This window comes from Vibrio sp. RE86 (genome assembly GCF_013114545.1).
In the GTDB taxonomy this organism is placed as follows: domain Bacteria; phylum Pseudomonadota; class Gammaproteobacteria; order Enterobacterales; family Vibrionaceae; genus Vibrio.
On the sequence record NZ_VTXI01000004.1, the window covers coordinates 84,843 to 111,314 of the forward strand.

Consider the following 26,472-nt stretch of genomic DNA (forward strand, 5'->3'; position numbering starts at 1 on the left):
GCCGTGACAAGTGTCACGTATAAAGATGGTTCTTTGTGTAGCGAGTCAAATAGCGAAGCTTTTATCACAAATATTTCGCAATTTTTTTGCACAAATAAATATCTTGTTTCTCGCCTCATATCACCGAATTAATCAGCACCTTATTCTAGCGGGTATATACTTAAACAAGTTTTATCAATTCAGAGAGATAAAGCGCTAATCGTCCGCCGCACGCCTTTCACAATTTGCGGCACATAAGCAAGGAGATGCGAATGACCACCATCCAAAGAAGAACAAAAATTGTTTCGACTCTTGGACCTTCCACCGACAAACCCGGCATACTTGAAGCAATCATCGAAGCAGGTGTGAATGTAGTAAGAATGAATTTCTCGCATGGTAGCGCTGAGGACCATCGAGAAAGAGCCACTCGTGTACGTAACATTGCTGCAAAACTGGGGACTCACGTCGCGATTTTAGGGGACTTACAGGGGCCAAAGATTCGTGTCTCCACGTTTAAAGAGAACAAAGTCACACTCAAGGTCGGTGACATTTTTACGCTTGATAGCAACATTGAACCAGGCCAAGGCGACCAAGATGCGGTCGGCTTAGATTACAAAGAACTCCCAAACGATGTTTCAACCGGCGATATTCTGCTCCTCGATGATGGTCGCGTTCAACTTAAGGTTGTGGGTGTGTCTGGATGCCAAGTAAGGACTGAAGTGACGATTGGTGGCCCGCTGTCGAACAACAAAGGCATAAACAAGAAAGGCGGAGGATTATCCGCTGAAGCACTGACAGAGAAAGATAAGAACGACATTAAGCTCGCGGCCGACATTAAAGTGGACTATTTAGCCGTATCTTTCCCTCGTAATGGGGAAGACATGAAATACGCACGCAGACTTGCCACAGATGCAGGGCTACAAACACGCCTAGTTGCAAAGGTAGAGCGAGCTGAGACGGTCGAAAGCCAAAAGAGTATCGATGATATCATTCTGGCGTCAGACGCGGTTATGGTCGCTCGTGGCGATTTAGGGGTGGAAATTGGTGACCCTGAGTTAATCGGTGTCCAGAAACAACTCATACGACGCGCTCGCGCACTCAATCGCACAGTGATCACGGCGACCCAAATGATGGAATCCATGATGGAAAACCCAATGCCGACTCGTGCAGAGGTTATGGATGTCGCTAACGCGGTTCTAGATGGCACCGATGCCGTCATGCTGTCAGGGGAAACAGCTGCTGGTAAGTACCCATTAGAAACGGTACGCTCAATGGCTGAAGTGTGTGTTGGCGCCGAAAAAATGTCGTCGGTTAATCGCTCAAGCTATCGTATGGAGTCTGTATTTGAGACAGCAGAAGAAACCATCGCGATGTCGACCATGTTTGCCGCAAACCACATGCGTGGAATTAAAGGAATTGTAACCCTGACTGAATCTGGCAGAACCGCCCTAATGATGTCACGCCTAAGCTCTGGACTGCCTATCTTCGCACTGTCACGTAATGAGCGAACGTTAAACCTTTCAGCTCTTTATCGTGGCGTGTTTCCGGTCTACTTTGATGATAAGGGAGATACGGGATTAGAAACCGCTGAAGCGGCTGTTGCAACACTTCGAGAGTGCGGACTTTTGGATAAAGGGGACTTGGTCATCATCACACAAGGTGACGTGATGGATGTCGTCGGTTCAACCAACTGTATGCGGATTCTCGCGGCATAATCAATTTAGTAGGACTATATGGGAGATGGGAGCAGCTAACGCTCCCTACTTCATTAGATAGACCGGCTTTTCTATGCACGGGCTAAATGCTTCTACAAAGCGAAACCCTGCATCCAAACCAATCTGATAATCATGAAGTAGGTCTTCACGTTCACTCATTAAAGAGCTCGCCCTTAAAGGCTGCTCGGGCTTTATCTGCAAAATAAAGCAATCATCCGGTGGCGAATTGAGAAAGTCTTGGGTCAATGAATAGGTTTGATAGTGCACCATCAGCATGTCCGCCAAGCCAGAATCAAATTTATCGCCTAAAAGATGGCTCAAACGATAAATATCATCAGCACCGAAAAGCCAACGTCCACCGTTCAATGACTCCAAATGTATTTGGTCTCTTTTCTCTAACTGAGATTTCTGTACCTGTTCATTAAAAAAACTCGACCAGTCCAGTTTCCACTGACTCAACTTCCCTTGCCAATGTTCTTGAACAACGTTGAAGGAGTCTCTCAGCCACTCTATCGGGTACTCTTGAGTTAATTGCTCAGTATCCGTTTGTAGGTCTTCCCCTTCTGTTCGAATAACGACAATACAACGAGCTTCTTTGCGCCATGCTTCTTGAACGGGTATCGAAGCCGACACTCCACCATCGACATATTCACCATGTTCAAAACGCACAGTCTCATGATACAAACGTGGAATCGCACACGTTGCAAGCAACACTCTCCTCCAGTCACCTTGCAACATTGGAAGATAGCGATCAGTTAAGCTATGACTGTCTGTTACCGCAGCGAATGCTTGACGATCAGCAAGGACTTCCCGACCCAAGTCCACATCCAACCGATATGGGTAATCACAGATTTTATCCAGCGCCCAGTCTAAGCCTAAATACTGCTTGCGACGAATATAGTGGAACAGGTTAAAAAACTCAGAATCGGTTGTTAGGTCAAGGATGAAAGAGCGGCCTATACCATTTTGACGGCACAAAAATGCACAAAGATTCATTGCCCCTGCGGAGGTGCCATAAAAGGTATGGAAAGGGTCAAAGTTAGAGAGGAGAAAAGCATCAAGAACACCAGAAGTAAAAATCCCTCTTTGGCCGCCGCCTTGGGCAACCAGAGCGTTTTTACCGCCGGTGTACTTTTTCAGTCGATCAGTATCAAGTTGTACAGCAGCGTTGGTGATAACACCGCAATTCTTCATAGCTGGCCTAGGCAGTCATGACTGCAATTAAGCCGTAGCCAAGAATCACAGCAAATGCTGCACCAGTGATCAGTAGGGCATATTTTAGATCGTGTTCCATAGACACCTCCTTATTGTGTAACAAAGTAATAACATCACTGTGAGGTATCTTCAATAAATACGTATTTTTCGTGCGGAATTATGGCGTTAGCGTCACACTTAGAAGGTGAACATAAACGCGTAGGTGAAAAATGAGACCAATACCAACACTCTGTACCTCTCTCCTTCTCATCGGGGTAAGCTCGGTCGCTCAAGCAAGCGTCCATGTCTCTCCTTGGGTGGGCTACACCTTTGGTGGAAGCGTCGAAGATCAGAACCAAAATGAACTGGATCTAAAAGGCTCAGAAAGTTTTGCTCTCTCTGTAGAAGCGGATATTGATAAAGGGCGTATGGGCCTGTTCTATGCGACACAAAACAGTGAAGTCGAAGACGTTAATCTCAGCTCGTCTATCCACTATCTTCACTTTCAAAGTAGCGTTTACTACCCAGTGCAGGATAAATGGTCATCTTACCTTGGTATCGGCCTTGGTGGCTCGTATGTTGATGCTGACTGGGTCGATGATGAATGGGGCTTTTCAGCCAGTATTTTCGGTGGATTTGAATATGCATTTAGCGATACTTTGGCGCTAAACACTCAACTGCGTTGGCTAGGAACCGTGGTTGATAATGAGACCAGTGGCGTTTGTAACCTACCCGCTGGTGGCAATGATTCTTGTGTTATCAAATTTAAAACAGATTGGATGAATCAGTTTTCAGCAAACCTAGGGTTAACTTGGTCGTTCTAATACCAATCTGAATAAATAAGTGATCAGATAATTGCGTAGAAAGAATCGCTTAGAGCAAGGCATAGATTGCAGCTAGCTAGTTGACCTACCTACAAAATCTATAACGAAGCTATTAGCGATTTTAGCAAGCAAGAATGACCAGGTATTTATTTAGGTTGGTATAATAATTCGGTGAAAAGCGAGAAGGCCGAATGCACTCTCGCTCAACGACGATGGCCTAAAAGTTATATTTAATGCCTAGTGCACCACCGATTTGTAACTCTGGGCCTGAGTAGAGATTGAGTTCAGGGTGAACTTGACCATACATCTCCCAGCCTTGGCTGATATCCCATTTTAAGCCCAGTGGAACGCGAGCTCCAAACTCTTTACCTTCCCATTCACTCCAACCACCCACACCTACGTACCATGACACTGGGGTATTCCCCTCAAACTCACCGCGCTGCAAGATATAGTCAAACGCCGCTCCATCATTACCTAGTGTAAAGCGGTAACTATTATCAAGCTCAACCACTACGCTCAATTGTTGGTCTACGACCATACCTATCGATAGATCGGTCGCTTCAGGTTCATTGGCGAATACGTTCGGACTAAGTACAAGCAAAGAGGCAGGGACAATCGACAAACCTAACTTTTTCATATCTGGCTATTCCTATGCACAAAATAAAACAGCGTACAATTATTCAGAAATGTAGGAAAAAGATGTCAGGAAAAGGTGAAAAGAAACGGAGAAGAAGCCCAATGTAGGAAGTGACATTTCTTTATCAGTATCTCTTAAACATGAAAACAAAAAAGGAGGCCGAAGCCTCCTTTTATCACAATGGTAAGTGATTAACCGTTAGTACGGATCCACTCGTCCATTTCAGTTTTTAGGTTGTCAGACTTAGTACCGAAGATAGCCTGAACACCACCTGCTACAACCACTACGCCAGCTGCGCCTAGTTGTTTCAGTTTGTCTTGGTCAACAGCTTCTGTGTCAGCTACAGCAACACGTAGACGAGTGATACATGCGTCTAGACCAGTGATGTTAGCTTTGCCGCCGAATGCTGCAACTAGCTCACCTGCCATGTCTGAACCAGAAGTCGCCACTGCTTCTTCAGATTCGTCTTCACGACCTGGAGTTTTAAGGTCCATAGCTTTGATTACAGCGCGGAATACTACGTAGTAGATTGCTGCGTAAACAAGACCAGTTACAACCATTAGGCCAATCTTCTGAGAGTTGCCTGACAGTACTAGGAAGTCGATTAGACCGTGTGAGAACGAAGTACCGTGTACGAAACCTAGAGTGTTAGCAACTACGTATGCAGAACCCGCTAGTAGAGCGTGGATTCCGTATAGTACAGGAGCAACGAATAGGAATGAGAATTCGATTGGCTCTGTGATACCTGTTAGGAATGAAGTCAGTGCAGCAGATGCCATGATACCCATTACTTTCGCACGGTTCTCTGGCTTAGCAGAGTGAGCGATAGCAATAGCAGCAGCTGGTAGACCGAACATCTTGAACATGTAACCACCCGCTAGCTGACCGAAGCCATTACCAGCAGCACGAGATGCTTCATCAGCAACTAGGTAACAAGTTAGTACGCCGTTTTGAGTTTCGCCTGCAGCGTTAACACAAGTACCTGCTTCGAAGAAGAATGGTACGTTCCATACGTGGTGTAGACCGAATGGAATTAGAGAACGCTCAACGATACCGTAAATACCGAACGCAACCTGTGGGTTCTGGTGTGCAGCCCAATCAGAGAAAGATGCGATCGCGCCGCCAATTGGTGGCCATACAATAGATAGAAGGATACCAAGACCGATAGCTGAGAAACCAGTGATGATTGGCACTGCACGCTTACCAGCGAAGAAGCCTAGGTATTCTGGAAGTTGAATCTTGAAGAAACGGTTGAATGCCCAAGCAGCAACACCACCGACTAGGATACCACCTAGTACGCCAGTATCGATTTTCTCAACACCCATTACGCCAGCCATAACTGCTAAAGTTGCCGTCATGATGCCGTAACCAACGATTGCAGCAAGACCTGCAACACCGTCGTTGTTAGTAAAGCCAAGTGCTACACCTACAGCAAATAGCAGAGCCATTTGACCGAATACTGAGCCACCCGCTTGTTCCATTAGATTTGAAACGATTTCTGGAATGAAACCTAGGTCGGCCGCACCAACACCAAGTAGGATACCTGCAACTGGTAACACTGATACTGGCAGCATCAGAGACTTACCAACTTTCTGCAGGCTAGCAAAAAGGTTCTTAAACATGTTTATGCTCCTGAAAAGTTATTAGAATTGTTGGGTTCTAACGGCACACCCCCGTAGCCTTAAATGTTAGCACCCAAAGAAAATGTAACCACTTATGACAGTATATTTTCTGCCTCTAAATATATTGTCCGCTTGTCAAACTTTCTAGCCAGTTACGAAATTTAGTTTCAAACTAATAGATAGATCACAATCCAAATTGGCATTTGAAATGGATTACAACACCATAACTTGTTGATTAAATGAAAAATAATCTCAAAAACGATTAATTTTGATGGGTAAATAAAATAGATGCAGTTGTTATTTTATGTAACAAAATTACATCGACATCTTTTTTAACTCTCAAGTTCAACATTTTTAGTGAACAATGCCATTTAAACGCTTGCGCGTGATTTAGGTTACAAAAAAAAGGGGCCAAAGCCCCTTAATTAGTAAAAACTTAATTTACTTTTGTAATTATCTTTTAGAAGTCGATACTCCCGCTTCTTGAGAGTAGCGTCCACTCCTTAGAGAACAAGCTTGGTGTTTGATAGAACCAAAGGTAATGCGTTAAATACTTTTTGCCACATGGATAAGGGAACCAACGGCGTTTACACCACTTCACCTTACGAATTTCTGCAAATAAGCCAAACTTACCGTTAATCGCATCTAATTCATCGGTCAACGAGATGTTGTAGCCAACCGAGCCCGAAACGGCATTACCAGCACCGATAGTAATCTTGTCTAGACCAACTGAAGACTCTAAAGCAAAGAGGTTTTCAATTAGGTTCAATCTTGCTTCTAGGCCGGCAAAAATCTTATTCCCTAACAACGAGAATCCACCTCTCGCTCTCACTGCGAACGCAGCAGAGAACAAGTCGCCTTCAGCAAAGATCCCTAGGCTACGATAACCTGTCTCAAACGATCCTGATATTGCACCGACAACGCCAGCACTCAACGTAATGGGAACGGGACCTACAAAAATCTTTTTAGTAATTAAGTCCTTTGATTTCTCCCACTCTTTTTCAAATCCGTAAGACCAAGTAGGGAGGTTATTATCATCGTCAGACTTACCACCTTCATCATCTCCACCAATTTCAACAACAGTCGCATTAAGAAGGACTAATTCAGCCTCTAGCCCCGTTTCATCAAGAAGAAAGGCTCCCGCTTCTAGTTCTGCGCCAAAAATAGTATTTCTAGCATTAAATAACGTTACCGTTGCTTCACCAGCTGCTGTGACAGCACCACCAGCACGTAACGGGTCTAAAACAGCCCCGCCTTCCAAGCTCAGGCCAATTGCCGCTTTCTTAGGGTTACCAAAAGATTTATCGAAAGAGCGTTCACGAGAAATACTAGAGCTGCTAAATCCACTGCTGTGAGCCTTCACACCAAGGCCGCTTGAACCTCCATCATCCTCCATTTCTTGAAATACGTAGTATGGAATGGTGACTTCTCTCGTGACCGCTGCTAGCTCATCTTCTGGAGTTTTAACCGTAAACTTAAATTCGAGATCATTAGCATAATCAGCCATGTTGGAGGCGTAATTATCGCTTATCTCTTGCTTATCACTTTCGGAGAGTTGGATGTCGAAACCAATAAAGTGCTCATTGGTGTTTTCACCGAAGAAGCAAGAAAGAGACTCCTCGTAACTCTTCGTCCCATCATCATGATTCACTAAAAACGTAACCGGCGAGTTACTAATAGATGTCCCAGGAACCGTCACAGTTGCTTCAACCAATAACTCAGAGCTTGTCGAGCCAGAGCTACGGAGCTCAATAAAACCAACAATGTCACTCATCATCTCTGATTCGGACATATTGTTCTTATGATCCAAAGTGACCGCGTTACCACTGAATTCAAGTTCATCAATCATTAACGAATTGTCTGGGTCTGCTTCAACTGAAACCATTGAATATGCATACATTTCAGAAGTATCGTCTTGATACTGTTCGACCATTTCATCGGTAGGCCAGTTATCCTCTTCGTTCGTTTCGGCAAGCTCCTCCAACGGGTCGATCATAGCTATGATCATATAATCACCAGCCATTTTAACGTCAGATGGGATCACTAGCTCTGCACTTTTCTTCAACGTACCCGTCGACTCAATCGAGATAATGTCTGACATGATTAAATGCGAATCACCAATCTCCGTTTCAGTGTCCGAATCAGAGAGAGCATTAACATCGCTATCTAATACTGCATAAAAGTCGATTCGTGTCTCAATACCAGAGTAACCCTCTACCTCAACATCATATTCGACATTCACAGTACTTTTAGCTTTTAAGTCGGTGTCACCCACTCTAAGAGAGCTAATCTTCAAGTTACCCGATTGATCTTCTTCCCCACACCCTGACAATAATGCGAGTGAAACAAGGCTTGCGATCCATGTTTTCTTCATACTATATCCTTATGACTTTTAGATTATTTTTCGATGACATCAACGATTGCTTGGAAATTTTTTCTCGACCTTTCTGTTGCCAACATTTTGCGAAGTTCTTCTTGAACGACATCGGTGTGTTGGTCTTGATGGCCTAGAGCTTCTATTGCTGAGTACCTTAATTGGTCATTGTCATTACGGGCAGCTAAGTCTAGAAGCGTCCCTACAACTTCTTCCTCAAGCTCATAGCTCCCTAGTGACTGAACAACTTCGTTAATTACAGATGGGTTACTTGACGAATGAAGCATATCCTCCAAGGTTTCCTGTGCTTTTTCTGAAGTCAGTTTTCCTAATGATTTGGCAACATTCCTTTGAACATACACAGACGAATCGTCATGATATGAAGATATAAGGTCGATATTCTTTTCATCGGCGGTGTTCGTCAGGCTGGTAATAAATTTAGCTTTTTCGTTAGGGTTATCTGATTCAGTTAAACGAGTCGAGAGTAGATCGTTAAGCTTCTTTACCTCTTCTCCGTCGCGATATTGAACCATTGACCCTAAAGCGAGCAGATAACTATTATTGATGTCCCTATCTAGGCTAATTCCAACATTGAGTAACGCCTCTAACTCTGTGTAAGTTTTACGCGATATCTCGCCCTCACCTTGCAACAACGCCTGAGTGACGAGAAATTTCGTGTTGTCAGATACCGATTCTTCACCCAAAAGGTACGTTATAATCGAATGGCTAAAAGAGTTGTCGACAATACCCAACGAATGGTAGAAACGCATTGCATCTCGATTAGTAAAAGAGTCCTCTGCTAAATACTCTTTAATTCCATCGAGAGCGTATTTTTTTTCATTTAGGAGAGCGGCAAGATCATAAGCGTCAATTGAAGAGAGGTCGCCCGTCATCAATAAGCTTAAAAGTTCTTTTTCATCTTGTTTGATCTCTAGCAAAGATGGCTTGGTTTCGACGTTTATAGGTGGCCAAGTATCAATATCTGATGACAACCCCCAAATAAGACCTTCAGTAATATCTTCCTTGTCAAAACTGTATTTTTGGGAGCTCTCTAAATAAAAATCCGAGTTATATTTAAATGTAAGCTGTTCCTTTCCCTGTCCTGATTCAAGTAGACATACACCATCCATCGCTTTGTGTTTAGATTGGTCCACAGTGATCGTCAATTCAGGATCTAAGCTATTGTATTTAGTTTTGTTTTTGCCATGAGCGCCTTCGCTGTAAGTAAAATCAGCCAAATAGTTTCCATTTGAATCATCTACTTTATCGTTCAGTTTCGAAGAGTATTGGAAGTAGTCAATCATCCCAATTAATTGGTCTTTGCTCTCTTGCTTTAAGCCTTCTTGAAATTCAAAGCTTGTGAATAGGCCTGATTCTTCACGGATAGCGATAAATGGGTACTCTAGTTCATCGGCGCTATAGCTCTCTCCATCAGCCAAATACTCACCATCGATAAAATGAAACACCCACCTTTCCTCTGTACTATCTTCCGTTGGATGCAGTTTCTTTGCTTGTAGTGAACCGTTCAGAGTCAAATGTTGGTACGTTACTTGTTCGAAATAGAACTCTGATGTTGCAGCCACCGATATTGACCACTGAGCTTCACACACAGTTTCACTTGCAAAAGCTTGGCTAGCTAATAAAGCACTAAAACCCATCCACTTTTTATATCGACCAATCAAACCTCAAGCCTCTATGATTAGAAATTTACAAGACACCATACTATAAATGAAGTCAGTATATCCACTAATAAGCGTGACTTAGATCACCTTGCTAATAACAATAGAGTCATTAAATGGTAGTTAGTTGATAAATGGGACAGTAACGAGAAGGCGAGATAAAAAATGGCCAGAGAACTCTGGCCATCTATATAAATATTAGATTGTTAAGTGGTTTGATAAATCAGACTTTATCTAAAAATAAACGACGGAAGTTTGCGGTCGTTGTTTTACCTACCTCGCTCAAAGAACATCCTTTTAGCTGAGAAATGTACGATGCTACCTCTACAACATAAGCAGGTTGGTTCTGTTTTCCTCGGTGAGGAACAGGAGCTAGGTACGGAGAGTCTGTTTCAATCAGCAGTCTTTCAAGCGGAAGCGCTTTGACCACTTCTTTCAGTTCTGTCGCCTGTCTAAACGTGACAATGCCTGAGATCGAGATATAAAAACCAAGCTCCATCGCCGCTTTGGCAAAAGGCAGGTCTTCAGTAAAGCAGTGAATAACCCCACCACACTTATCGGCATGACCATTCTTTAAAATTGCGAGAGTATCTTCACGTGCATTTCGAGTGTGGATGATCAGCGGCTTATTTAACTTCACACCTAACTCGACCTGTTGCTCGAAACGGAGCTTTTGTAGATCGGCTGTTTCAGGTTGGTAGTGATAATCAAGGCCTGTTTCACCAATGGCAACGACTCGAGGGTGCGCGGCGTATTCATGCAGTGTATCTAAGGCGAAATCGCTCTCTACGTCGAGAGGGTGCACACCACATGATGCGTAGACGTTCTCGAATGGCTCGATCATTTCGAGCATGTTTGGAAAAGAATCTAGCGTGACGCCAACAGACAGAAGCTCTGTTACATTAGCCGCTTTTGCTTTAGCAACAACATCTTCAATACCTGTATGCAAGTCTTGGTAATCTAGTTTGTCTAAATGACAGTGAGAATCTACGAACATGGTTCCTCGTAAAATTGAAATAGCCAGTCCATGATCAATAACTCGGCATTCAAACCAGTGTGAAGCCTCAGTTGATCATTGAGTGTTAATAGTGTCTGAGCTTGAGAATAGAGTAGCTGATAATCACAAACTGTTGCCAGTTTCTTAGCTCCAGGCACAAAATCGTCAGTCGATAGACCATAGTGGACTTTTTGTGCGTCCGATAAGAGATACCACAACCAATTCAGCGACTCGCTTGGCTCTGACGCCAACTCTTTCGCTAATTTGACAGCATCACCTTGCTGCTGGCACCACTGAATGAACTCATGTTCAATGGCTTCGTAACGGCTGACTTTGTCCTGTTCAACAAACGCAAGCGTTGACAACGGAGCATTGCTGTTAAGATGAGCCGCATAAGCAGGTACAGAACCTTTGAACTGACCAGATAGCCATTGCGAAACAACGTCTGAGCTTGGCGCAGATAAGTGCCATTGCTGACAACGACTTGTTATGGTCGGCAGCAATGCATTCGCTCGATGTGTCACGAGCAAGAACATACAACTCAATGAAGGTTCTTCTAACGTCTTTAGAAGCGCATTGGCAGCAGATTCATTCATAGCCTCAGCAGGCTCGATAATGAAAAGGCGCGTTCCAGACAGTTGAGAGGACTCTTGAGCAATTCGATTACACTGGCGAATTTGATCGACTGTGATCGACTTGCCCTCTTTTTCAGGCTTAACGACATGAAAGTCTGGGTGACTGTTCGAGCTCATTAGTTGGCAACCATGACAAAAACCACACGCTTCTGCAGGGTAGTTCTGACACATAACTGCCTGACTAAATTGTTCGACTAACTGTTCTGCCCCCATCCCTTGGTTCGCAACCAAAAGAGAAGCATTAGAGAAGCGGTCAGCTTGTAAGTTTGCTTGCCATTCTTGCCAGAGTGGCGTTAACCACGGGTATAGCTCATTCATAGCTTACGCTTGCACCCACGCAGCTAGAGCTTGAGTAATATCAGCAGCGACTTTCTCAATCTCTTGTTCTGCATTAATAATAATGACTGATTCATCACTGTTCGCGAGCTCTAAGTAACGCTCGCGAGTGCGATCAAAGAAACCCATGTCCATCTTTTCGATACGATCGAGCTCCCCTCGCCCACGAGCACGTTCAAGGCCAACACGTGGGTCAATATCAAGATAGATGGTGAGATCGGGTTTAAAGTCGCCTAGTGTGGTTTGTTTAAGCGCTGTCATCGTCTCTTTGGAGATTTGGCGACCACCACCTTGGTATGCTTGAGACGACATATCATGACGATCACCCACCACCCAAGTACCATCTGCTAGTGCAGGCTTGATAACGTTCTCTACCAGTTGAACGCGAGCAGCATACATCATCAGAAGCTCTGTCATATCCTGTAGAGTTTCGCCTTCATGCTCCTGCTTAACAAGCGTTCTCAGCTTTTCAGCAAGTGCCGTACCGCCCGGCTCACGAGTGTTTTTAATCGACCCAATACCTGACTGCTTTAATGTTTCTAGTACAGCATTAATTGCCGTACTCTTACCTGCGCCTTCTAGGCCTTCAATTACGATGAATTTAGCGTTTGTCATTTGTTGCTTCTTAATTGTTTTAGATACGCTCGAACAGCTCGATTATGCTCTGCTAACGTTTTTGAAAATACATGACCACCTTTACCACTTGCGACGAAGTAGTAATAGTTACTGTCTTCAGGGTTCAACGCTGCTGCAATAGACGCTTCACCTGGCATAGCAATTGGCGTCGGCGGTAAACCAAAGATGGTGTACGTATTGTATGGTGTCGGTGTACGCAAATCTTTCTTGCGAATATTTCCGTCGTACTTGTCACCCATTCCATAGATAACCGTTGGATCCGTTTGCAGGCGCATACGTTTATTTAGACGGTTAACGAATACCGCGGCAACGCGTTCACGCTCTGACTCGACTGCCGTCTCTTTTTCGATGATAGAGGCGAGGATCAAAGCTTCATACGCCGATTTAAGGGGCAGTTTTTCTTGACGTTTTTCCCACTGTTCATCAAGTACCGACTGCAGTTTGCTTGACGCTCGCTTTAAAATGTCTAAATCAGACGCACCCAGTGTGTAGTGGTACGTTTCTGCTAACATTAGACCTTCAAGCTTCTCGTGATCAGAGCCAATAAGCGCCGAAATTTCGGCTTCACTTAAATCGGTGAGTTCATGTTCTAAATATGGTGCCGCTTTTAAAATTTCACGCCACTCTTTAAAAGTTGAGCCTTCAACAAAAGTGATCGCAAATTGATGCTCTTTTCCTTGTTTGAACTGCTCAAGCGCCTGTGTAAGGTTAAGCTCCGGTTCTAATAAGTAAGTACCCGCTCGAACTTGAGTCAATTCAGGGTGAAAGCGTCGGACGAGCTTAACCATGTCGTTAGGCTCGATAAGATTAGACTTGGTGAGGTTCGCCAATACTCGATTAAAACTCGTGCCTGATTCAATCGTAAAAATCTGAGCTTCTTCAAGCTTTAAAGGTTGAGTAATGTATTGCGATACTTGCTGCGAGACATACACATAGCCGCCAGCTAATAAGGCGGCAATCAGTATAAGAAAAAGGGTGATTTTTTTGATCACGAGTCGATCGTCTCCTGAATTCGTTTTGTAATAGTTCCAATCTCAAAATTTGCCGAGCTAATTTGACGGATCGGCGCAACACCTAAAATAGAATTAGAGATAAACACCTCATCAGCTGCAAGTACATTATCTAATTCAAAATGACCGACAGAGCTTCTGATTTGGAGTTTCTCTAACACTTCAAGTACCACACGTCGCATCACGCCACTCACACCAGCGTGGGTCAATGCGGGTGTATAAACAACACCATCTTTTACCCAAAATAGGTTAGCCATGCTTGTTTCGATAACATTTCCATTGATATCGAGCACCACGCCATCAGGCAGCTGCAAATCATCAAGCTCTGCCTTAACCATAATTTGCTCTAAACGATTATTATGTTTATGCCCGGCAAGCATTGGGTTTAAACCTAGGCGAGTTTGGCACACACCAAGGGTTACCCCGTCAGCGCTCCATTGTTCATAATGGGGCGGATAAATAAAGGCGCTAATAGTAACATTTGGTGAGGTCACTTGAGTAGGGCTATATCCCCTTCCTCCAGCACCGCGGCTAATATGAATTTTTATCCCAGCCAAAGGTTCAGATCTGACCGCTTGGTCTAGCCACTTTTCCACTTGCTTCCAATCAGGGCGCGGAATCAATAAAACATCGAGGCAAGCGTTCATCCTGTCGATATGCTTTTGCCAATGTTGTATTTGGCCGTTTCGCGTCAGCATAGTCGTAAAGCAGCCGTCACCATATTGAAACGAACGATCGGTGAGCGTAACTGAATCCGCACGTTTTCCATTGAGCCAGAACATAACTATCCCTATTGAAGTTTCAGGGGCTATTAAATAACAAAACGGCTTAATGCCAAAGCATTAAGCCGTTTATTTAGATTCAATTAGCGATTCTTTAGATCTTTTTGAATACTAGCGAGCCGTTCGTACCGCCAAAGCCAAATGAGTTACAAATTGCGTACTCCATTTGAACTTCTTTCGCTGTATGTGGCACTAGATCGATATCGTCTAGACCTTCAGCGCGGTTGTCTAGGTTGATTGTCGGTGGAACAATTTGGTCAACCAGAGACATAACAGTGATGATCGCTTCAACAGAACCGGCAGCACCCAGAAGGTGACCTGTCATTGATTTAGTTGAAGATACTTTCACTTGCTTCACGCCCTCTTCACCTAGAGCACGACGCACGCCTTTAATTTCAGCAACGTCACCTGCAGGTGTTGATGTACCGTGAGCATTTACGTAACCAACTTGAGTACCTTCGATACCCGCATCACGCATTGCTGCTTCCATCGCCAGTGCGCCACCTGAACCGTCTTCAGATGGAGACGTCATGTGGTAAGCATCACCAGACATGCCAAAGCCAACTAGCTCAGCGTAGATTTTAGCACCACGCGCTTTCGCATGTTCGTACTCTTCTAGTACCATCATGCCTGCACCGTCACCAAGAACAAAACCGTCACGGTCTTGATCCCATGGACGAGACGCTTTTTGTGGCTCATCGTTGCGAGTAGATAGCGCTTTAGCTGCACCAAAACCAGCCATACCTAGTGGTGTTGATGCTTTTTCAGAACCACCAGCAACCATTGCTTCCGCATCACCGTATGCAATCATACGAGCCGCGTGACCAATGTTGTGTAGACCTGTTGTACACGCCGTCGAGATCGCGATGTTAGGACCGCGAAGACCACGCATAATAGATAAGTTACCTGCAACCATGTTTACGATGGTTGATGGAACGAAGAATGGGCTTACTTTACGAGGGCCTCTATCAACCAGTGCAGTATGACCAGTTTCGATAAGGTCTAGACCACCGATACCAGAGCCAATTGCAACACCAACACGTGGTGCATTTTCTTCGTTAATTTGTAAACCAGAGTCATCTAGTGCTTGGATACCTGCAGCGATACCGTACTGGATAAATAGATCCATTTTACGTGCATCTTTCTTTGACATGTATTCAGTACAGTCAAAGTCTTTAACAAGACCCGCAAAGCGAGTTGAGAAATTTTCAGCATCAAAGTGTTCGATATTCACGATACCACTTTGACCAGCTAGCAGGGCTTTCCAAGATGATTCTACGGTGTTGCCTACCGGTGACAACATACCCATGCCAGTGACAACAACACGACGCTTGGACACGATTTTATTCTCCGGAAATGAAATGATTCTATGGAAGGATAGAAGGGTTAAAAAGAACACAGGCGGCCAGAAGGCCGCCTGGGAGAGATATTATTACTGAGCGCTGTTTACGTAGTCGATAGCAGCTTGAACAGTAGTAATTTTCTCAGCTTCTTCGTCTGGAATCTCAGTGTCGAATTCTTCTTCTAGAGCCATTACTAGTTCAACAGTGTCTAGAGAATCAGCACCTAGATCGTCAACGAATGAAGCTTCGTTTTTAACTTCAGCTTCGTCTACACCTAGCTGTTCAACAATGATTTTCTTTACGCGTTCTTCGATGTTGCTCATTTTTCTTTTCCTTTACAGATTTCGCTCAATGCGATGATTCCGTAGTTTATTCGAACTACTGAAAGTTGCAAGAGGGACCTTGCTGGTCAAACCACAATTTTAGCGATTTTAACCGAAATTCAATACATTTTTGACTTAAATCATGCACAAATCTTGCGCACACTTAGGTCAAAGTTCACAAACTATAGGCTATTTTTAACGGAAAAAGTAGCCTATATGACGACATTAAGTGCAAATTAACCTTAGCGCAGAAATTTGAGTGAAAATTAATGAAAAAGTTCACGATTTCCGCACGAAAGCGATTTACACCATGTACATACCGCCATTTACATGCAAAGTTTCACCAGTGATGTATGCCGCTTCTGGAGAAGCTAGGAATACAACTGCTGAAGCAATTTCACGAGGGTCACCAAGACGACCTGATGGTACGTTAGCTAGTGTAGCAGCACGTTGCTCTTCATTCAGTGCTTTTGTCATATCAGTTTCGATGAAACCTGGTGCAACTGTGTTTACAGTAACACCACGAGATGCCACTTCACGAGCCATTGACTTAGTAAAACCGATAACGCCCGCTTTAGCCGCAGCGTAGTTTGCTTGACCTGCGTTACCCATAGTACCAACAACTGAACCTACGTTGATGATGCGACCAGCGCGCTTTTTCATCATGCCGCGAAGAACTGCTTTTGACATGCGGAAAATTGGCGTTAAGTTAGTGTCGATGATGTCATCCCACTCAGAATCTTTCATACGCATAAGTAGGTTGTCGCGTGTGATACCAGCATTGTTTACTAGGATATCAATCGCGCCGAACTCATCGTTGATCGTTTTTAGTGTTGCCTCGATAGACTCAACATCAGTTACGTTTAGAGCAAGACCTTTACCGTTCTCACCTAGGTACTCACTGATTGCAGCTGCGCCGCCTTCAGAAGTCGCTGTACCAATTACTGTCGCGCCACGCTCAACAAGTAGCTCAGCAATCGCACGGCCGATACCGCGGCTTGCGCCAGTCACTAGGGCAATTTTGCCTTCTAGATTCATCATGTCGTTAATTCCTTAAATTACTTCGCAGCTTCAAGAGATGCAGCATCATTCACTGCTGCGCCGCTTAGTGTTTTCACGATACGTTTGGTTAGACCCGTAAGAACCTTACCTGGGCCTAATTCAAGAAGTTTCTCAACGCCTTGCTCGCTCATCAGCTGTACGCTTTCAGTCCAACGAACTGGGCTGTATAGCTGACGTACAAGTGCGTCTTTAATTTTTGCAGGATCAGTTTCCGCAGCAACATCAACGTTGTTGATTACTGGAAGCTGAGGCGCGTTGAATTCTAGCGCTTCTAGAGCTACTGCTAGCTTGTCAGCCGCAGGCTTCATTAGTGCACAATGTGAAGGCACAGAAACTGGAAGAGGAAGTACACGCTTAGCGCCCGCTTCTTTACATAGTGCGCCAGCGCGCTCTACTGCATCTTTGCTGCCAGCAATAACAACTTGACCAGGAGAGTTGAAGTTTACTGGAGAAACGACTTCGCCTTGTGCAGCTTCTTCACACGCTTTAGCGATTGACTCATCGTCAAGACCGATGATTGCATACATTGCGCCAGTGCCTGCTGGTACTGCTTCTTGCATCAGTTGACCACGAAGCTGAACAAGTTTGATCGCTTCTTTAAAGTCGATAACACCTGCACATACCAATGCAGAGTATTCACCTAGGCTGTGACCTGCTAGGTTCGCTGGCTGTTCTAGGCCAAGCTCTTGCCATACACGCCAGATAGCCACTGATGATGCTAGCAATGCAGGTTGAGTACGGTGAGTTTGGTTTAGATCTTCAGCAGGGCCGTTTTGAACAAGGGCCCATAGGTCGTAGCCTAGCGCTTCAGATGCTTCAGCAAATGTTTGTTTAACTACGTCATACTGCTCGCCAAGCTCAGCAATCATACCAACTGCTTGAGAACCTTGACCTGGAAATACAATAGCAAACTTGCTCATTTTCTTTTCCTTAAAAACGTTTCTTTAAATTAAAGAAGAAAGAAAAGATGCCACGAAAGGCATCTTAATTTTTGAATTCTGTTTAGAACTTAACGAGTGCTGAGCCCCAAGTAAATCCACCACCAAATGCTTCTAGCAACAACGTTTGGCCACGTTGAATACGGCCATCACGAACAGCTTCATCTAACGCTGTAGGGACAGTCGCTGCTGATGTGTTGCCATGCTTATCTAGGGTAATAACCACTTGGTCAAGCGACATTGACAGTTTCTTAGCTGTCGCAGAGATAATGCGGTAGTTTGCTTGGTGTGGTACAAGCCAATCAAGTTCTGACTTATGCATATCATTCGCAGCAAGTGTGTCTTTTACTAGCTTCGATAGCTGAGTAACCGCTACTTTGAAAACTTCGTTGCCCGCCATATGCAGCCATTTGTCTGCATCTTTACCACGTTCGGGCACTTCTAGGCTTAAAAGCTCACCGAATCGGCCATCTGAATAAATGTGAGTAGATAAAATGCCTGGCTCTTCACTTTGACCGACAACAACCGCACCCGCACCATCACCAAATAGGATGATAGTAGAGCGATCAGTTGGATCACAGGTCTTAGACAGAGCATCAGCACCGATCACTAGCACATTTTTGCACATACCCGATTTGATATGTTGATCAGCAACAGAGAGCGCGTATACAAACCCCGAACATGCAGCTGCTAGATCAAATGCCGGGCAACCTTTAATTTCAAGCTTTGCTTGCACCTGACAAGCAGATGACGGGAATGTATGGCTGCCACTTGTTGTCGCGACGATAATAAGGTCGATATCGTCCTTATCAATGCCCGCCATTTCAATGGCGTTTTTCGCAGCTAAGTAGCTCATATCAGCAACCGTTTCATTTTCAGCTGCAATGCGACGCTCTTTAATACCCGTACGAGTGACAATCCACTCATCCGTTGTATCTACCATTTTCTCTAGATCTGCGTTTGAACGCACCTGAGATGGCAGGTAGCTGCCAGTACCTAAAATTTTGCTATACATGAAGACTAATAATGCCTCTCGAGTAAAACCGCTTCCAAACGATCGCTAATACGGTTTGGTACTTGTCGTTGGACCTCATGCAACGCTTCACCAATCGCATTGATGATAGCGTCTACATCAGCACTTCCGTGGCTTTTTATGACAATGCCGCGCAATCCTAGCAAACTTGCGCCATTATACTGGTCGGGGTTCAATGTTTTTAGCTCATTAAATAAGCTGGAAAATAATTTTCTTGCAATCCAACCCTTTATAGATGAGGCCATCATGTGAGATTTCAACTTATCAATAAAGAGTTGTGCCGTCCCTTCGCACGTTTTAAGGCAGACATTGCCGACAAACCCATCACATACCACTACGTCGGCGGCGTCATGAAGAAGTTGGTTCCCTTCAATATAGCCGACAAAGTTAACTGACTGAGTCTGAGATAGCATTTCAGAACAACGCTTGACGAGGTCATTACCTTTTATTTCTTCAGCGCCGATATTTAAAATCGCGACACGAGGTGCGCGTTGCAAATATTGTTCTGCCAATGCACTGCCCATAACAGCGAATTGAAACAGTGAGTCTGCATCACTTGATACGTTTGCACCTAAATCGAGCATCCAAGTTCGGCCACCTGATGCGGTCGGTAATGCAGATATCAATGCTGGTCGTTCAATGCCAGGTAGTAATTTGAGTTTGAAACGCGAGAGCGCCATGAGAGCGCCGGTGTTGCCACAACTGACACATGCATCCGCTTGGTTGTCCGCAACCAATTCAATCGCGGTGCCCATGGAACTACCATGACTGTTTCTTAATGCAAGAGAAGGCTTTTCGGAATTCGATATCACTCGGTCAGTATGTTGAATACTCAAACGGGAGTTCGTTTGAAAACCAAGCGAAGATAATTGAGACGTGATCTGAGTTTGATCACCAATGAGGACCACTTTTAGCTCTGGGAAATGCGACAGTGCCTGCACGGCGGCAGGCACTGTGACGCGAGGACCGAAATCCCCGCCCATTGCATCAAGTGCAACGGCTATATTTTGCAAAGGTCAACCTTACTTGTTGATAACCTTTTTGCCACGGTAGTAACCTTCAGCAGTTACGTTGTGGCGTAGGTGAGTTTCACCTGAAGTTGCGTCTACAGAAAGTGCAGCTGTAGTTAGGGCATCGTGTGAACGACGCATGCCACGCATTGAACGTGATTTCTTGCTCTTTTGTACGGCCATTGACCCTACTCCTATGTAAGTATTAAAGAATTACTTCTTTAAGCTTTTTAAAACGTCAAATGGATTCGGCTTCTCTTCTTCCACAATTTCTTCTGGAATCTCACCAAACACCATATTATCTGAATCAACGCTACAGTCCGCTTCTTCGTGCATTGCAATTTGAGGCAAGTTTAGAATGAACTCGTCTTCAACTAACTGTATTAGGTCTAATTCACCGTACTCGTTCAGATCTACCAAATCGTACTCTTCCGGTGCTTCCTCTTCAGTCCTCTCACCGCGATACGGTGTATAGGTGAATTGGACATCGCACTCATGTGCGAAAACCTCATTACAGCGTTGACACTCTAAGTCGACTTCGATGTTAGCTTTACCAGAGATAACAACGAGTCGCTGCTCATCTAAGTCAAATGACAGTGACACTTGGGCGTCGCGTCTAACGCCTTCGACTGATTCCTCTAAGCGCTTAAAGAGACTAACTTGAATAATACCTTCAACATCTAGTCGCTTTTGAGCTGAGCGTGTCGGATCAATCGTACGCGGTATTTTTACCTTTTGCATAGGGCGCGAATTCTATCTTCCAAATCGTTTATAGTCAAAGAAAAAGGGCAAAAAAATGTACTTTTTTTCCTTATCAACGAGAGAGCTAGTATCCTAACCGTGATATCGATTAAGCTCTTACTAACCTGCTTTAGATTGTAAATTAAAATGCAAAATTACCAACTAGTTTTAGCTTCGACTTCTCCTTATCGAGAACAACTGCTCAATAAATTAGCAATTGACTTCTCTACCGCCTCCCCTGACTTCGATGAAACGCCGTTAGCCAACGAGAGTCCACTAGAACTCGTCGAAAGGCTAGCGATAGGTAAAGCAAAATCTTGTCACGTAAGCGATGGTCACTTAGTGATTGGTAGCGATCAAGTGTGTGTGATCAATGGCAACATTATCGGCAAACCGCTTAGCCGCGAAAAAGCCATCGAACAATTGACGCTGCAACGTGGTCAATCTATTCAGTTCTATACCGGGTTAGCGCTATTTAATTCGAGTACAAAGAAAACAGATGTCAAAGTAGATACCTTTACCGTTCACTTTCGTAATTTAACCGACAGTCAGATCGCTAACTATGTTGATAAAGAACAGCCGTTTTATTGCGCAGGTAGCTTCAAGAGTGAAGGTTTAGGCATTGCTCTATTCGAACGCCTGGAAGGTAAAGATCCAAATACCTTGGTAGGACTGCCGTTGATTGACTTAATTGATATGCTTGAAGCACAAGGGTTTGAGGTACTTTAGGCAGAAGCGAGTCGGAACCCTAAAGAGATTCCCTACTCGCTCCTTCGTCACTCTATGGAACGACGTTTATAATTTACGCAACCCAGCCAACGCTTTCTCTAACTTAGGCTCCATTGGCGCATTGATCTCCATCCACTCGTCATTTGAAGGGTGTTGGAACTTGATATTTGCGGCATGCAGGAACAAGCGATCAAGCCCGACTTTGCCAGTGTAAGCGTCGAAGCGGCGGTCACCATAACGATCATCCCAAGCGATTGGGTGACCGGTATATTGAGTGTGTACCCGAATCTGGTGCGTGCGTCCGGTAATTGGACTCGCCTGAATCAAAGTTGCATTAGCGAACTTCTCAATAATCTTGAAGCGAGTTTCCGATGCTTTGCCATTTGGGTTCACGCGAACAATGCTGTTTACCTCGTTTTTAAGCAGAGGGGCATTGACCTTCTTACAGCTTGATTTCCATTCACCCATCACCAAAGCAAAATAGTATTTTTGTACTGTTTTTTCGCGAAACTGTGCTTGAAGATGACGAAGAGCTGAACGTTTCTTCGCAACCAACAAGATACCCGAGGTATCGCGATCAATACGGTGCACCAACTCTAGGAAGCGAGCATCAGGGCGCAGAGCTCGTAATGCTTCAATTGCACCAAACTTGAGGCCGCTGCCACCATGTACTGCTGTTCCTGAAGGTTTATTTAGGATGAGCATGTGATCGTCTTCGTAGATGATCTTGTTTTCAAGCTCGGCTACTTTATTTAGCTTCGTGCTAGGAGCAACTTCTTCGGCTTTCTCTTCGATGGTCACAGGTGGGATTCGAACAAGATCGCCCGCCTTTAGCTTATACTCAGCCTTGATGCGCTTTTTGTTTACACGCACTTCACCCTTACGCAAGATGCGGTAAACCATGCTTTTAGGAATACTTTTCAATTGGTTGCGCAAGAAGTTATCAATACGCTGACCCGCCATATCTTCGTCGATATCGACAAATTGGACTTTAGTTCTAATTTCACTCATGCGGTTATTCTAACATCCTAACATGCGCAGATTCACATTTTCTTCGCAACAAAATGGAAAATTTCGTGATAAGACTGAATTCCATATCCTTTACGGATAAAAATCCATCAGTTTTATTGCAAATTTCAAAAACACTCGCAATACACAATAAAAAACAAATACTTACACAAAATAAAATCAGCTTTTTTAGCGTTTTATTATAAAGCAGATTGCTGAGTTTAATGGGTACTGCTATAGTTCACACCTGCAATATATGAGTTGGTTGCATTTTAAACAAACCACCCCATATCTTGAGCAATAAACAGAGTAGTCCGCTAATTTACCAAAATGCTGCAATCGGCGTAAGACATTTTCGGAGTTAGCAATCTTGTCACTCTACTCGTCGTAGATCATGTTGAGTATTATCCGCCGATTATGCGGCTTACAAGCTGAACGAGAAAAGCCTGTAAGACTGACGTGCCCAAGAGCATCCCTCCAGCCGGGAGGCTGCAACGATTAAGCCATGGGATCAGGCACCGTGAACACGACCACAATGACAAGAACAAAACAAAAGAATGACAACGAGATTTATCAATGAAAAGAATGCTAATCAACGCAACTCAAAAAGAAGAGTTGCGTGTTGCTTTGGTTGATGGTCAGCGCCTATACGATTTGGATATCGAAAGCCCTGGTCATGAATCTAAAAAAGCAAATATCTACAAAGGACGTATCACACGCATCGAACCAAGCCTAGAAGCGGCTTTTGTTGACTACGGTGCAGAAAGACACGGTTTCCTCCCTCTCAAAGAAATTGCTCGCGAATACTTCCCTGAAGGTTACACCTACCAAGGCCGTCCAAGCATTAAAGAAGTGCTGACTGAAGGCCAAGAAGTAATTGTACAAGTAGAAAAAGAAGAACGTGGTAGCAAGGGCGCTGCTCTTACTACGTTTATCTCTCTTGCGGGTAGCTATCTAGTTCTTATGCCAAATAACCCTCGTGCCGGCGGTATTTCACGTCGAATCGAAGGTGACGAGCGCACTCAACTAAAAGCAGCACTAAGTACTCTAGAACTTCCGCAAGGTATGGGTCTAATCGTACGTACAGCTGGTGTTGGTAAAAGTGCAGAAGAGCTTGAGTGGGATTTAAACGTACTTCTGAATCACTGGGGAGCGATTAAGCAAGCTTCAGATTCTAACGAAGCACCTTTCCTGATTCACCAAGAAAGTAATGTTATCGTTCGTGCGATTCGTGATTACCTACGTCGTGACATCGGCGAAATCCTGATTGACAGCAACACTATCTACGAGCGTGCACTAGAGCACATTCGCTTAGTGCGTCCAGACTTCGTTAGCCGTGTTAAAAAATACGACGGTGAAGTGCCGCTGTTCAGTCACTACCAAATTGAAAGCCAGATCGAATCAGCATTCCAACGCGAAGTTCGTTTACCGTCTGGCGGTTCAATCGTAATTGACCCAACAGAAGCTCTAACTTCCATCGATATCAACTCTGCTCGTGCAACAAAGGGTGGCGATATCGAAGAGACAGCTCTAAATACAAACCTAGAAGCGGCTGAAGAGATTGCTCGTCAGTTACGTCTACGTGATTTAGGTGGTCTAGTTGTTATTGACTTCATCGATATGACTCCAGTTCGCCACCAGCGTGAAGTGGAAAACCGTCTACGTGATTCTGTTCGTATGGATCGCGCTCGAGTTCAAATTGGCCGAATTTCTCGTTTTGGTCTGTTAGAAATGTCTCGTCAGCGTCTAAGTCCGTCACTAGCAGAAGCAAGCCACCATATCTGTCCTCGCTGTACAGGTACTGGTGTGGTTCGTGATAACGAGTCACTGGCACTGTCTGTTCTTCGTCTTATTGAAGAAGAAGCACTAAAAGACAATACAGCACAAGTTCTTGCTGTGGTACCAGTGCCTATCGCCTCTTACCTACTTAACGAAAAACGCCGCTCGGTCAACCACATCGAACGTACGCAAGAAGTTAAGATTACGGTAGTACCTAACTCAGATATGGAAACGCCACACTTCGACGTTATCCGTGTTCGTGAAGGTGAAGAGTTCGACCTACTTTCTTACCTACTTCCTAAAAAGCTTGAAGCGATGAAGGAAGCGGAAGGTAAAGAGCCTGTTGAAGTCGAAGCGAAACCTAAGAAGATTGAAGAGCCTGCACTAAAAGGCTTTGCATCTCCTAGCCAATCAGCAGCTCCAGCGCCAAAAGCGGAAACTCAAGCCCCTGCGCCTAAAGCTCCAGAGCAAAAAGCGAAAAGCGAACCTGCTCAAGAGGCTCAGCCTGGTTTAGTTAGCCGTCTCTTCAAAGCTCTAGGTAGCTTCCTGTTCGGCTCAGCTGAGAAGGAAGAAGAGAAGAAAGAAGAGCAGAAGCCAAAAGAACGTAAAGAAGGTAATCGCAACAATCGCAATCGTCGCAACCGTAACGATAACCGTCGCCGTAATAACCGCGACAATCGTGACAACCGCAACGATAATCGTGAAGACAAGCGTGATAATAAACGTAAGAACACACGTGATGAAGCGAACGAAGCGAAGCCTAACGAGCGTAAGCAACAGAACCGTAAGCCTAAGCAAGATCGTCGCAACAAACGCGAAGATGCTAAGCCAAGCAAAGTTGCTGAAGAAGGTCTAAAACTGGCAGCTGATGCTCAGACTGACAAACCTGAACCACGTAAAGATCGTGGCGAAGAGAGAGCAGCAAAAGTAAAAGAGCGTCGCCAACGTCGTAAACTGACTAAACAAGTTCGAGTAAAAGATCAGGCAGCACAAGCTAAGTCTGATGAGCAAGCGAAGCAAGTTAAGTCAGAAGCGAAAGCAGAAGTAGCTGAAGAGAAAGCAGTAGAAGCGAATAGCGAAGAGTCTGCAGAGCAACCTAAACAACGTCGTAACCGCCGCTCACCTCGTCACCTACGTGCAAGTGGTCAGCGTCGTCGTCGTGGTCGTGATCGTCGCCCTAACCCATTCCGCCTACGTAAAGGTGGTGTAGCTTCTCCAGAGATGGCAATGGGTAAAGTGATGCCAAGCTACGGTATTTCTAAACCCGCACCGAAGCAGCAAAAAGCAGCTAAAGTGGACGCTCCTGCAGTTGAAGCAGCGAATGTAGAAAACGCAGTAACTGCAGCAACATTAGGTGGCTTTGCCTGTCCTGAAATGGCAATGGGTAAAGTAATTGTTCGCCGTGAAGCGCCTACAGTTGTAGAAGAAGCTGTTAAGGTAACGACTCCAGAAGTTAAAGCTGTTGAGCCTGTAGTTGAAACAGTCGTAGCTGAAACACAACCTGTGGTAGAAGTTCAGCAACCAGTGAAAGAAGAAGCACCGGTTCAAGCTCCAACGGCTTCTGCAACATCTGAGATTGCTGTTCCTGCGAACTTTAAAGGTCATGCATCTGCTGCAATGGCAAAAGCTCCTGGTACAACAGAGATGAAAGAAATCACTGTTAATGCTGCACCATTCAAAGCCGAGCGCTATGAATCGCGTGGTGCAGGTAGCCAAGTTGCTCGTAACCAAGCTGGTGCAGGAATGACGAAACCGTCGTTCTAAGTGCTAACTAAGAAATAAAAACAGCCTCTAATTAGAGGCTGTTTTTTTATGCCCAATGGTTAGTGCCGCTTATTGCAGGCTCCTCGTTCATTTCGACTGATATCGTTTGTCATCAAACCAACAATTTGTCACAAATATTGGTCAATATCTGTATCAATCTTGAACTTAATCACACTTTTCGGTAGCATGCGCCGACTCGATCTGAATTGTCGAAACGTCCAGAAATTACCGGACCGATTAAGCTTTAGTCCTCAAGCTCTTTTACATTGCATTTTGCCCAGTGGTGACTAAACACAATTCAGAATACTTTAAACACTTAGCC

24 protein-coding genes are annotated in these 26,472 nt (G+C 44.5%); 4 read left to right on the forward strand and 20 right to left on the reverse strand.

The window, feature by feature from the left end; all coding sequences use genetic code 11:
- Positions 1 to 251: 251 nt before the first annotated feature.
- Positions 252 to 1,694: a pyruvate kinase gene (gene pyk / locus F0231_RS05590; protein WP_171758735.1), complete on the forward strand. Its 1,443-nt coding sequence runs from the start codon at positions 252 to 254 to the stop codon at positions 1,692 to 1,694.
- 45 nt (positions 1,695 to 1,739) lie between these two features.
- Here the strand turns inward: pyk and F0231_RS05595 are convergent, their stop codons facing one another.
- Together F0231_RS05595 and F0231_RS05600 are read right to left on the reverse strand one after the other, a co-directional pair.
- Positions 1,740 to 2,888 carry a patatin family protein gene (locus tag F0231_RS05595; RefSeq protein WP_171758736.1) on the reverse strand — a complete coding sequence of 383 codons (1,149 nt, stop codon included), beginning with the start codon at positions 2,886 to 2,888 and terminating at the stop codon, positions 1,740 to 1,742.
- Positions 2,889 to 2,895: 7 nt separating this feature from the next.
- Positions 2,896 to 2,988, reverse strand: coding sequence for a YnhF family membrane protein (locus F0231_RS05600; protein ID WP_171758737.1), 93 nt, complete (start codon positions 2,986 to 2,988; stop codon positions 2,896 to 2,898).
- A gap of 130 nt (positions 2,989 to 3,118) precedes the next feature.
- On the opposite strand from F0231_RS05600, the gene F0231_RS05605 reads away from it, so the two are divergent.
- Entirely contained in the window at positions 3,119 to 3,712 is a 594-nt protein-coding gene (locus F0231_RS05605) for an outer membrane protein (protein ID WP_171758738.1), read from the forward strand.
- Positions 3,713 to 3,929: 217 nt separating this feature from the next.
- On the opposite strand, the gene F0231_RS05610 is transcribed toward F0231_RS05605, so the two are convergent.
- The 17 genes from F0231_RS05610 to yceD all read right to left on the reverse strand — a co-directional run bounded on the left by F0231_RS05610 (position 3,930) and on the right by yceD (position 20,870).
- Complete coding sequence (locus F0231_RS05610; RefSeq protein WP_171758739.1) at positions 3,930 to 4,349, reverse strand: hypothetical protein; 420 nt, start codon at positions 4,347 to 4,349, stop codon at positions 3,930 to 3,932.
- A gap of 191 nt (positions 4,350 to 4,540) precedes the next feature.
- Positions 4,541 to 5,971, reverse strand: a complete 1,431-nt coding sequence (gene ptsG / locus F0231_RS05615; RefSeq protein ID WP_171758740.1) for a PTS glucose transporter subunit IIBC — start codon at positions 5,969 to 5,971, stop codon at positions 4,541 to 4,543.
- Positions 5,972 to 6,431: 460 nt separating this feature from the next.
- Entirely contained in the window at positions 6,432 to 8,345 is a 1,914-nt protein-coding gene (locus tag F0231_RS05620; protein ID WP_171758741.1) for a hypothetical protein, read from the reverse strand.
- 23 nt (positions 8,346 to 8,368) lie between these two features.
- Positions 8,369 to 9,784: a HEAT repeat domain-containing protein gene (locus tag F0231_RS05625; protein ID WP_171758742.1), complete on the reverse strand. Its 1,416-nt coding sequence runs from the start codon at positions 9,782 to 9,784 to the stop codon at positions 8,369 to 8,371.
- 463 nt (positions 9,785 to 10,247) lie between these two features.
- Positions 10,248 to 11,021 carry a TatD family hydrolase gene (locus F0231_RS05630; RefSeq protein ID WP_171758743.1) on the reverse strand — a complete coding sequence of 258 codons (774 nt, stop codon included), beginning with the start codon at positions 11,019 to 11,021 and terminating at the stop codon, positions 10,248 to 10,250.
- Positions 11,012 to 11,974, reverse strand: coding sequence for a DNA polymerase III subunit delta' (locus tag F0231_RS05635; protein WP_171758744.1), 963 nt, complete (start codon positions 11,972 to 11,974; stop codon positions 11,012 to 11,014). The genes F0231_RS05630 and F0231_RS05635 overlap by 10 nt, the downstream gene beginning before the upstream one ends.
- Positions 11,975 to 11,977: 3 nt before the next feature.
- Positions 11,978 to 12,607 carry a dTMP kinase gene (tmk, locus tag F0231_RS05640; protein WP_171758745.1) on the reverse strand — a complete coding sequence of 210 codons (630 nt, stop codon included), beginning with the start codon at positions 12,605 to 12,607 and terminating at the stop codon, positions 11,978 to 11,980.
- Positions 12,604 to 13,620 carry an endolytic transglycosylase MltG gene (gene mltG, locus F0231_RS05645; RefSeq protein WP_171758746.1) on the reverse strand — a complete coding sequence of 339 codons (1,017 nt, stop codon included), beginning with the start codon at positions 13,618 to 13,620 and terminating at the stop codon, positions 12,604 to 12,606. Before mltG ends, tmk begins: the two co-directional genes overlap by 4 nt.
- A complete protein-coding gene (gene pabC / locus F0231_RS05650; RefSeq protein WP_171758747.1) occupies positions 13,617 to 14,420 on the reverse strand; it encodes an aminodeoxychorismate lyase in 804 nt (267 codons plus the stop codon). The genes mltG and pabC overlap by 4 nt, the downstream gene beginning before the upstream one ends.
- A gap of 94 nt (positions 14,421 to 14,514) precedes the next feature.
- On the reverse strand, positions 14,515 to 15,759 hold the full coding sequence (gene fabF, locus F0231_RS05655; RefSeq protein ID WP_171758748.1) for a beta-ketoacyl-ACP synthase II: 1,245 nt from the start codon (positions 15,757 to 15,759) through the stop codon (positions 14,515 to 14,517).
- Between the two features lie 93 nt (positions 15,760 to 15,852).
- Complete coding sequence (gene acpP, locus F0231_RS05660) at positions 15,853 to 16,086, reverse strand: acyl carrier protein (protein WP_004406112.1); 234 nt, start codon at positions 16,084 to 16,086, stop codon at positions 15,853 to 15,855.
- A gap of 303 nt (positions 16,087 to 16,389) precedes the next feature.
- Complete coding sequence (fabG, locus tag F0231_RS05665) at positions 16,390 to 17,124, reverse strand: 3-oxoacyl-ACP reductase FabG (protein WP_171758886.1); 735 nt, start codon at positions 17,122 to 17,124, stop codon at positions 16,390 to 16,392.
- Positions 17,125 to 17,144: 20 nt separating this feature from the next.
- Positions 17,145 to 18,068 carry an ACP S-malonyltransferase gene (gene fabD, locus F0231_RS05670; protein ID WP_171758749.1) on the reverse strand — a complete coding sequence of 308 codons (924 nt, stop codon included), beginning with the start codon at positions 18,066 to 18,068 and terminating at the stop codon, positions 17,145 to 17,147.
- Between the two features lie 82 nt (positions 18,069 to 18,150).
- On the reverse strand, positions 18,151 to 19,101 hold the full coding sequence (locus tag F0231_RS05675) for a beta-ketoacyl-ACP synthase III (protein ID WP_171758750.1): 951 nt from the start codon (positions 19,099 to 19,101) through the stop codon (positions 18,151 to 18,153).
- Between the two features lie 5 nt (positions 19,102 to 19,106).
- Complete coding sequence (gene plsX, locus F0231_RS05680; RefSeq protein ID WP_171758751.1) at positions 19,107 to 20,132, reverse strand: phosphate acyltransferase PlsX; 1,026 nt, start codon at positions 20,130 to 20,132, stop codon at positions 19,107 to 19,109.
- Between the two features lie 9 nt (positions 20,133 to 20,141).
- A complete protein-coding gene (gene rpmF / locus F0231_RS05685) occupies positions 20,142 to 20,312 on the reverse strand; it encodes a 50S ribosomal protein L32 (RefSeq protein WP_004414666.1) in 171 nt (56 codons plus the stop codon).
- Between the two features lie 30 nt (positions 20,313 to 20,342).
- A complete protein-coding gene (gene yceD / locus F0231_RS05690; RefSeq protein ID WP_171758752.1) occupies positions 20,343 to 20,870 on the reverse strand; it encodes a 23S rRNA accumulation protein YceD in 528 nt (175 codons plus the stop codon).
- 147 nt (positions 20,871 to 21,017) lie between these two features.
- Between yceD and F0231_RS05695 the strand changes: the two genes are divergently transcribed.
- Entirely contained in the window at positions 21,018 to 21,599 is a 582-nt protein-coding gene (locus tag F0231_RS05695; RefSeq protein ID WP_171758753.1) for a nucleoside triphosphate pyrophosphatase, read from the forward strand.
- A gap of 66 nt (positions 21,600 to 21,665) precedes the next feature.
- Here the strand turns inward: F0231_RS05695 and rluC are convergent, their stop codons facing one another.
- Complete coding sequence (gene rluC / locus F0231_RS05700) at positions 21,666 to 22,610, reverse strand: 23S rRNA pseudouridine(955/2504/2580) synthase RluC (RefSeq protein WP_171758754.1); 945 nt, start codon at positions 22,608 to 22,610, stop codon at positions 21,666 to 21,668.
- Between the two features lie 573 nt (positions 22,611 to 23,183).
- Between rluC and rne the strand changes: the two genes are divergently transcribed.
- Entirely contained in the window at positions 23,184 to 26,150 is a 2,967-nt protein-coding gene (rne, locus tag F0231_RS05705; RefSeq protein ID WP_171758755.1) for a ribonuclease E, read from the forward strand.
- The last annotated feature ends 322 nt before the right edge of the window (positions 26,151 to 26,472 follow it).

Excerpts from the sequence above, each read along its gene's own strand:
- pyk (WP_171758735.1), top strand. The coding sequence starts at position 252 with ATGACCACCATCCAAAGAAGAACAAAAATTGTTTCGACTCTTGGACCT.
- F0231_RS05595 (WP_171758736.1), bottom strand. The coding sequence starts at position 2,888 with ATGAAGAATTGCGGTGTTATCACCAACGCTGCTGTACAACTTGATACT.
- F0231_RS05600 (WP_171758737.1), bottom strand. The coding sequence starts at position 2,988 with ATGGAACACGATCTAAAATATGCCCTACTGATCACTGGTGCAGCATTT.
- F0231_RS05605 (WP_171758738.1), top strand. The coding sequence starts at position 3,119 with ATGAGACCAATACCAACACTCTGTACCTCTCTCCTTCTCATCGGGGTA.
- F0231_RS05610 (WP_171758739.1), bottom strand. The coding sequence starts at position 4,349 with ATGAAAAAGTTAGGTTTGTCGATTGTCCCTGCCTCTTTGCTTGTACTT.
- ptsG (WP_171758740.1), bottom strand. The coding sequence starts at position 5,971 with ATGTTTAAGAACCTTTTTGCTAGCCTGCAGAAAGTTGGTAAGTCTCTG.
- F0231_RS05620 (WP_171758741.1), bottom strand. The coding sequence starts at position 8,345 with ATGAAGAAAACATGGATCGCAAGCCTTGTTTCACTCGCATTATTGTCA.
- F0231_RS05630 (WP_171758743.1), bottom strand. The coding sequence starts at position 11,021 with ATGTTCGTAGATTCTCACTGTCATTTAGACAAACTAGATTACCAAGAC.
- F0231_RS05635 (WP_171758744.1), bottom strand. The coding sequence starts at position 11,974 with ATGAATGAGCTATACCCGTGGTTAACGCCACTCTGGCAAGAATGGCAA.
- tmk (WP_171758745.1), bottom strand. The coding sequence starts at position 12,607 with ATGACAAACGCTAAATTCATCGTAATTGAAGGCCTAGAAGGCGCAGGT.
- pabC (WP_171758747.1), bottom strand. The coding sequence starts at position 14,420 with ATGTTCTGGCTCAATGGAAAACGTGCGGATTCAGTTACGCTCACCGAT.
- acpP (WP_004406112.1), bottom strand. The coding sequence starts at position 16,086 with ATGAGCAACATCGAAGAACGCGTAAAGAAAATCATTGTTGAACAGCTA.
- fabG (WP_171758886.1), bottom strand. The coding sequence starts at position 17,124 with ATGAATCTAGAAGGCAAAATTGCCCTAGTGACTGGCGCAAGCCGCGGT.
- fabD (WP_171758749.1), bottom strand. The coding sequence starts at position 18,068 with ATGAGCAAGTTTGCTATTGTATTTCCAGGTCAAGGTTCTCAAGCAGTT.
- F0231_RS05675 (WP_171758750.1), bottom strand. The coding sequence starts at position 19,101 with ATGTATAGCAAAATTTTAGGTACTGGCAGCTACCTGCCATCTCAGGTG.
- rpmF (WP_004414666.1), bottom strand. The coding sequence starts at position 20,312 with ATGGCCGTACAAAAGAGCAAGAAATCACGTTCAATGCGTGGCATGCGT.
- yceD (WP_171758752.1), bottom strand. The coding sequence starts at position 20,870 with ATGCAAAAGGTAAAAATACCGCGTACGATTGATCCGACACGCTCAGCT.
- F0231_RS05695 (WP_171758753.1), top strand. The coding sequence starts at position 21,018 with ATGCAAAATTACCAACTAGTTTTAGCTTCGACTTCTCCTTATCGAGAA.
- rluC (WP_171758754.1), bottom strand. The coding sequence starts at position 22,610 with ATGAGTGAAATTAGAACTAAAGTCCAATTTGTCGATATCGACGAAGAT.
- rne (WP_171758755.1), top strand. The coding sequence starts at position 23,184 with ATGAAAAGAATGCTAATCAACGCAACTCAAAAAGAAGAGTTGCGTGTT.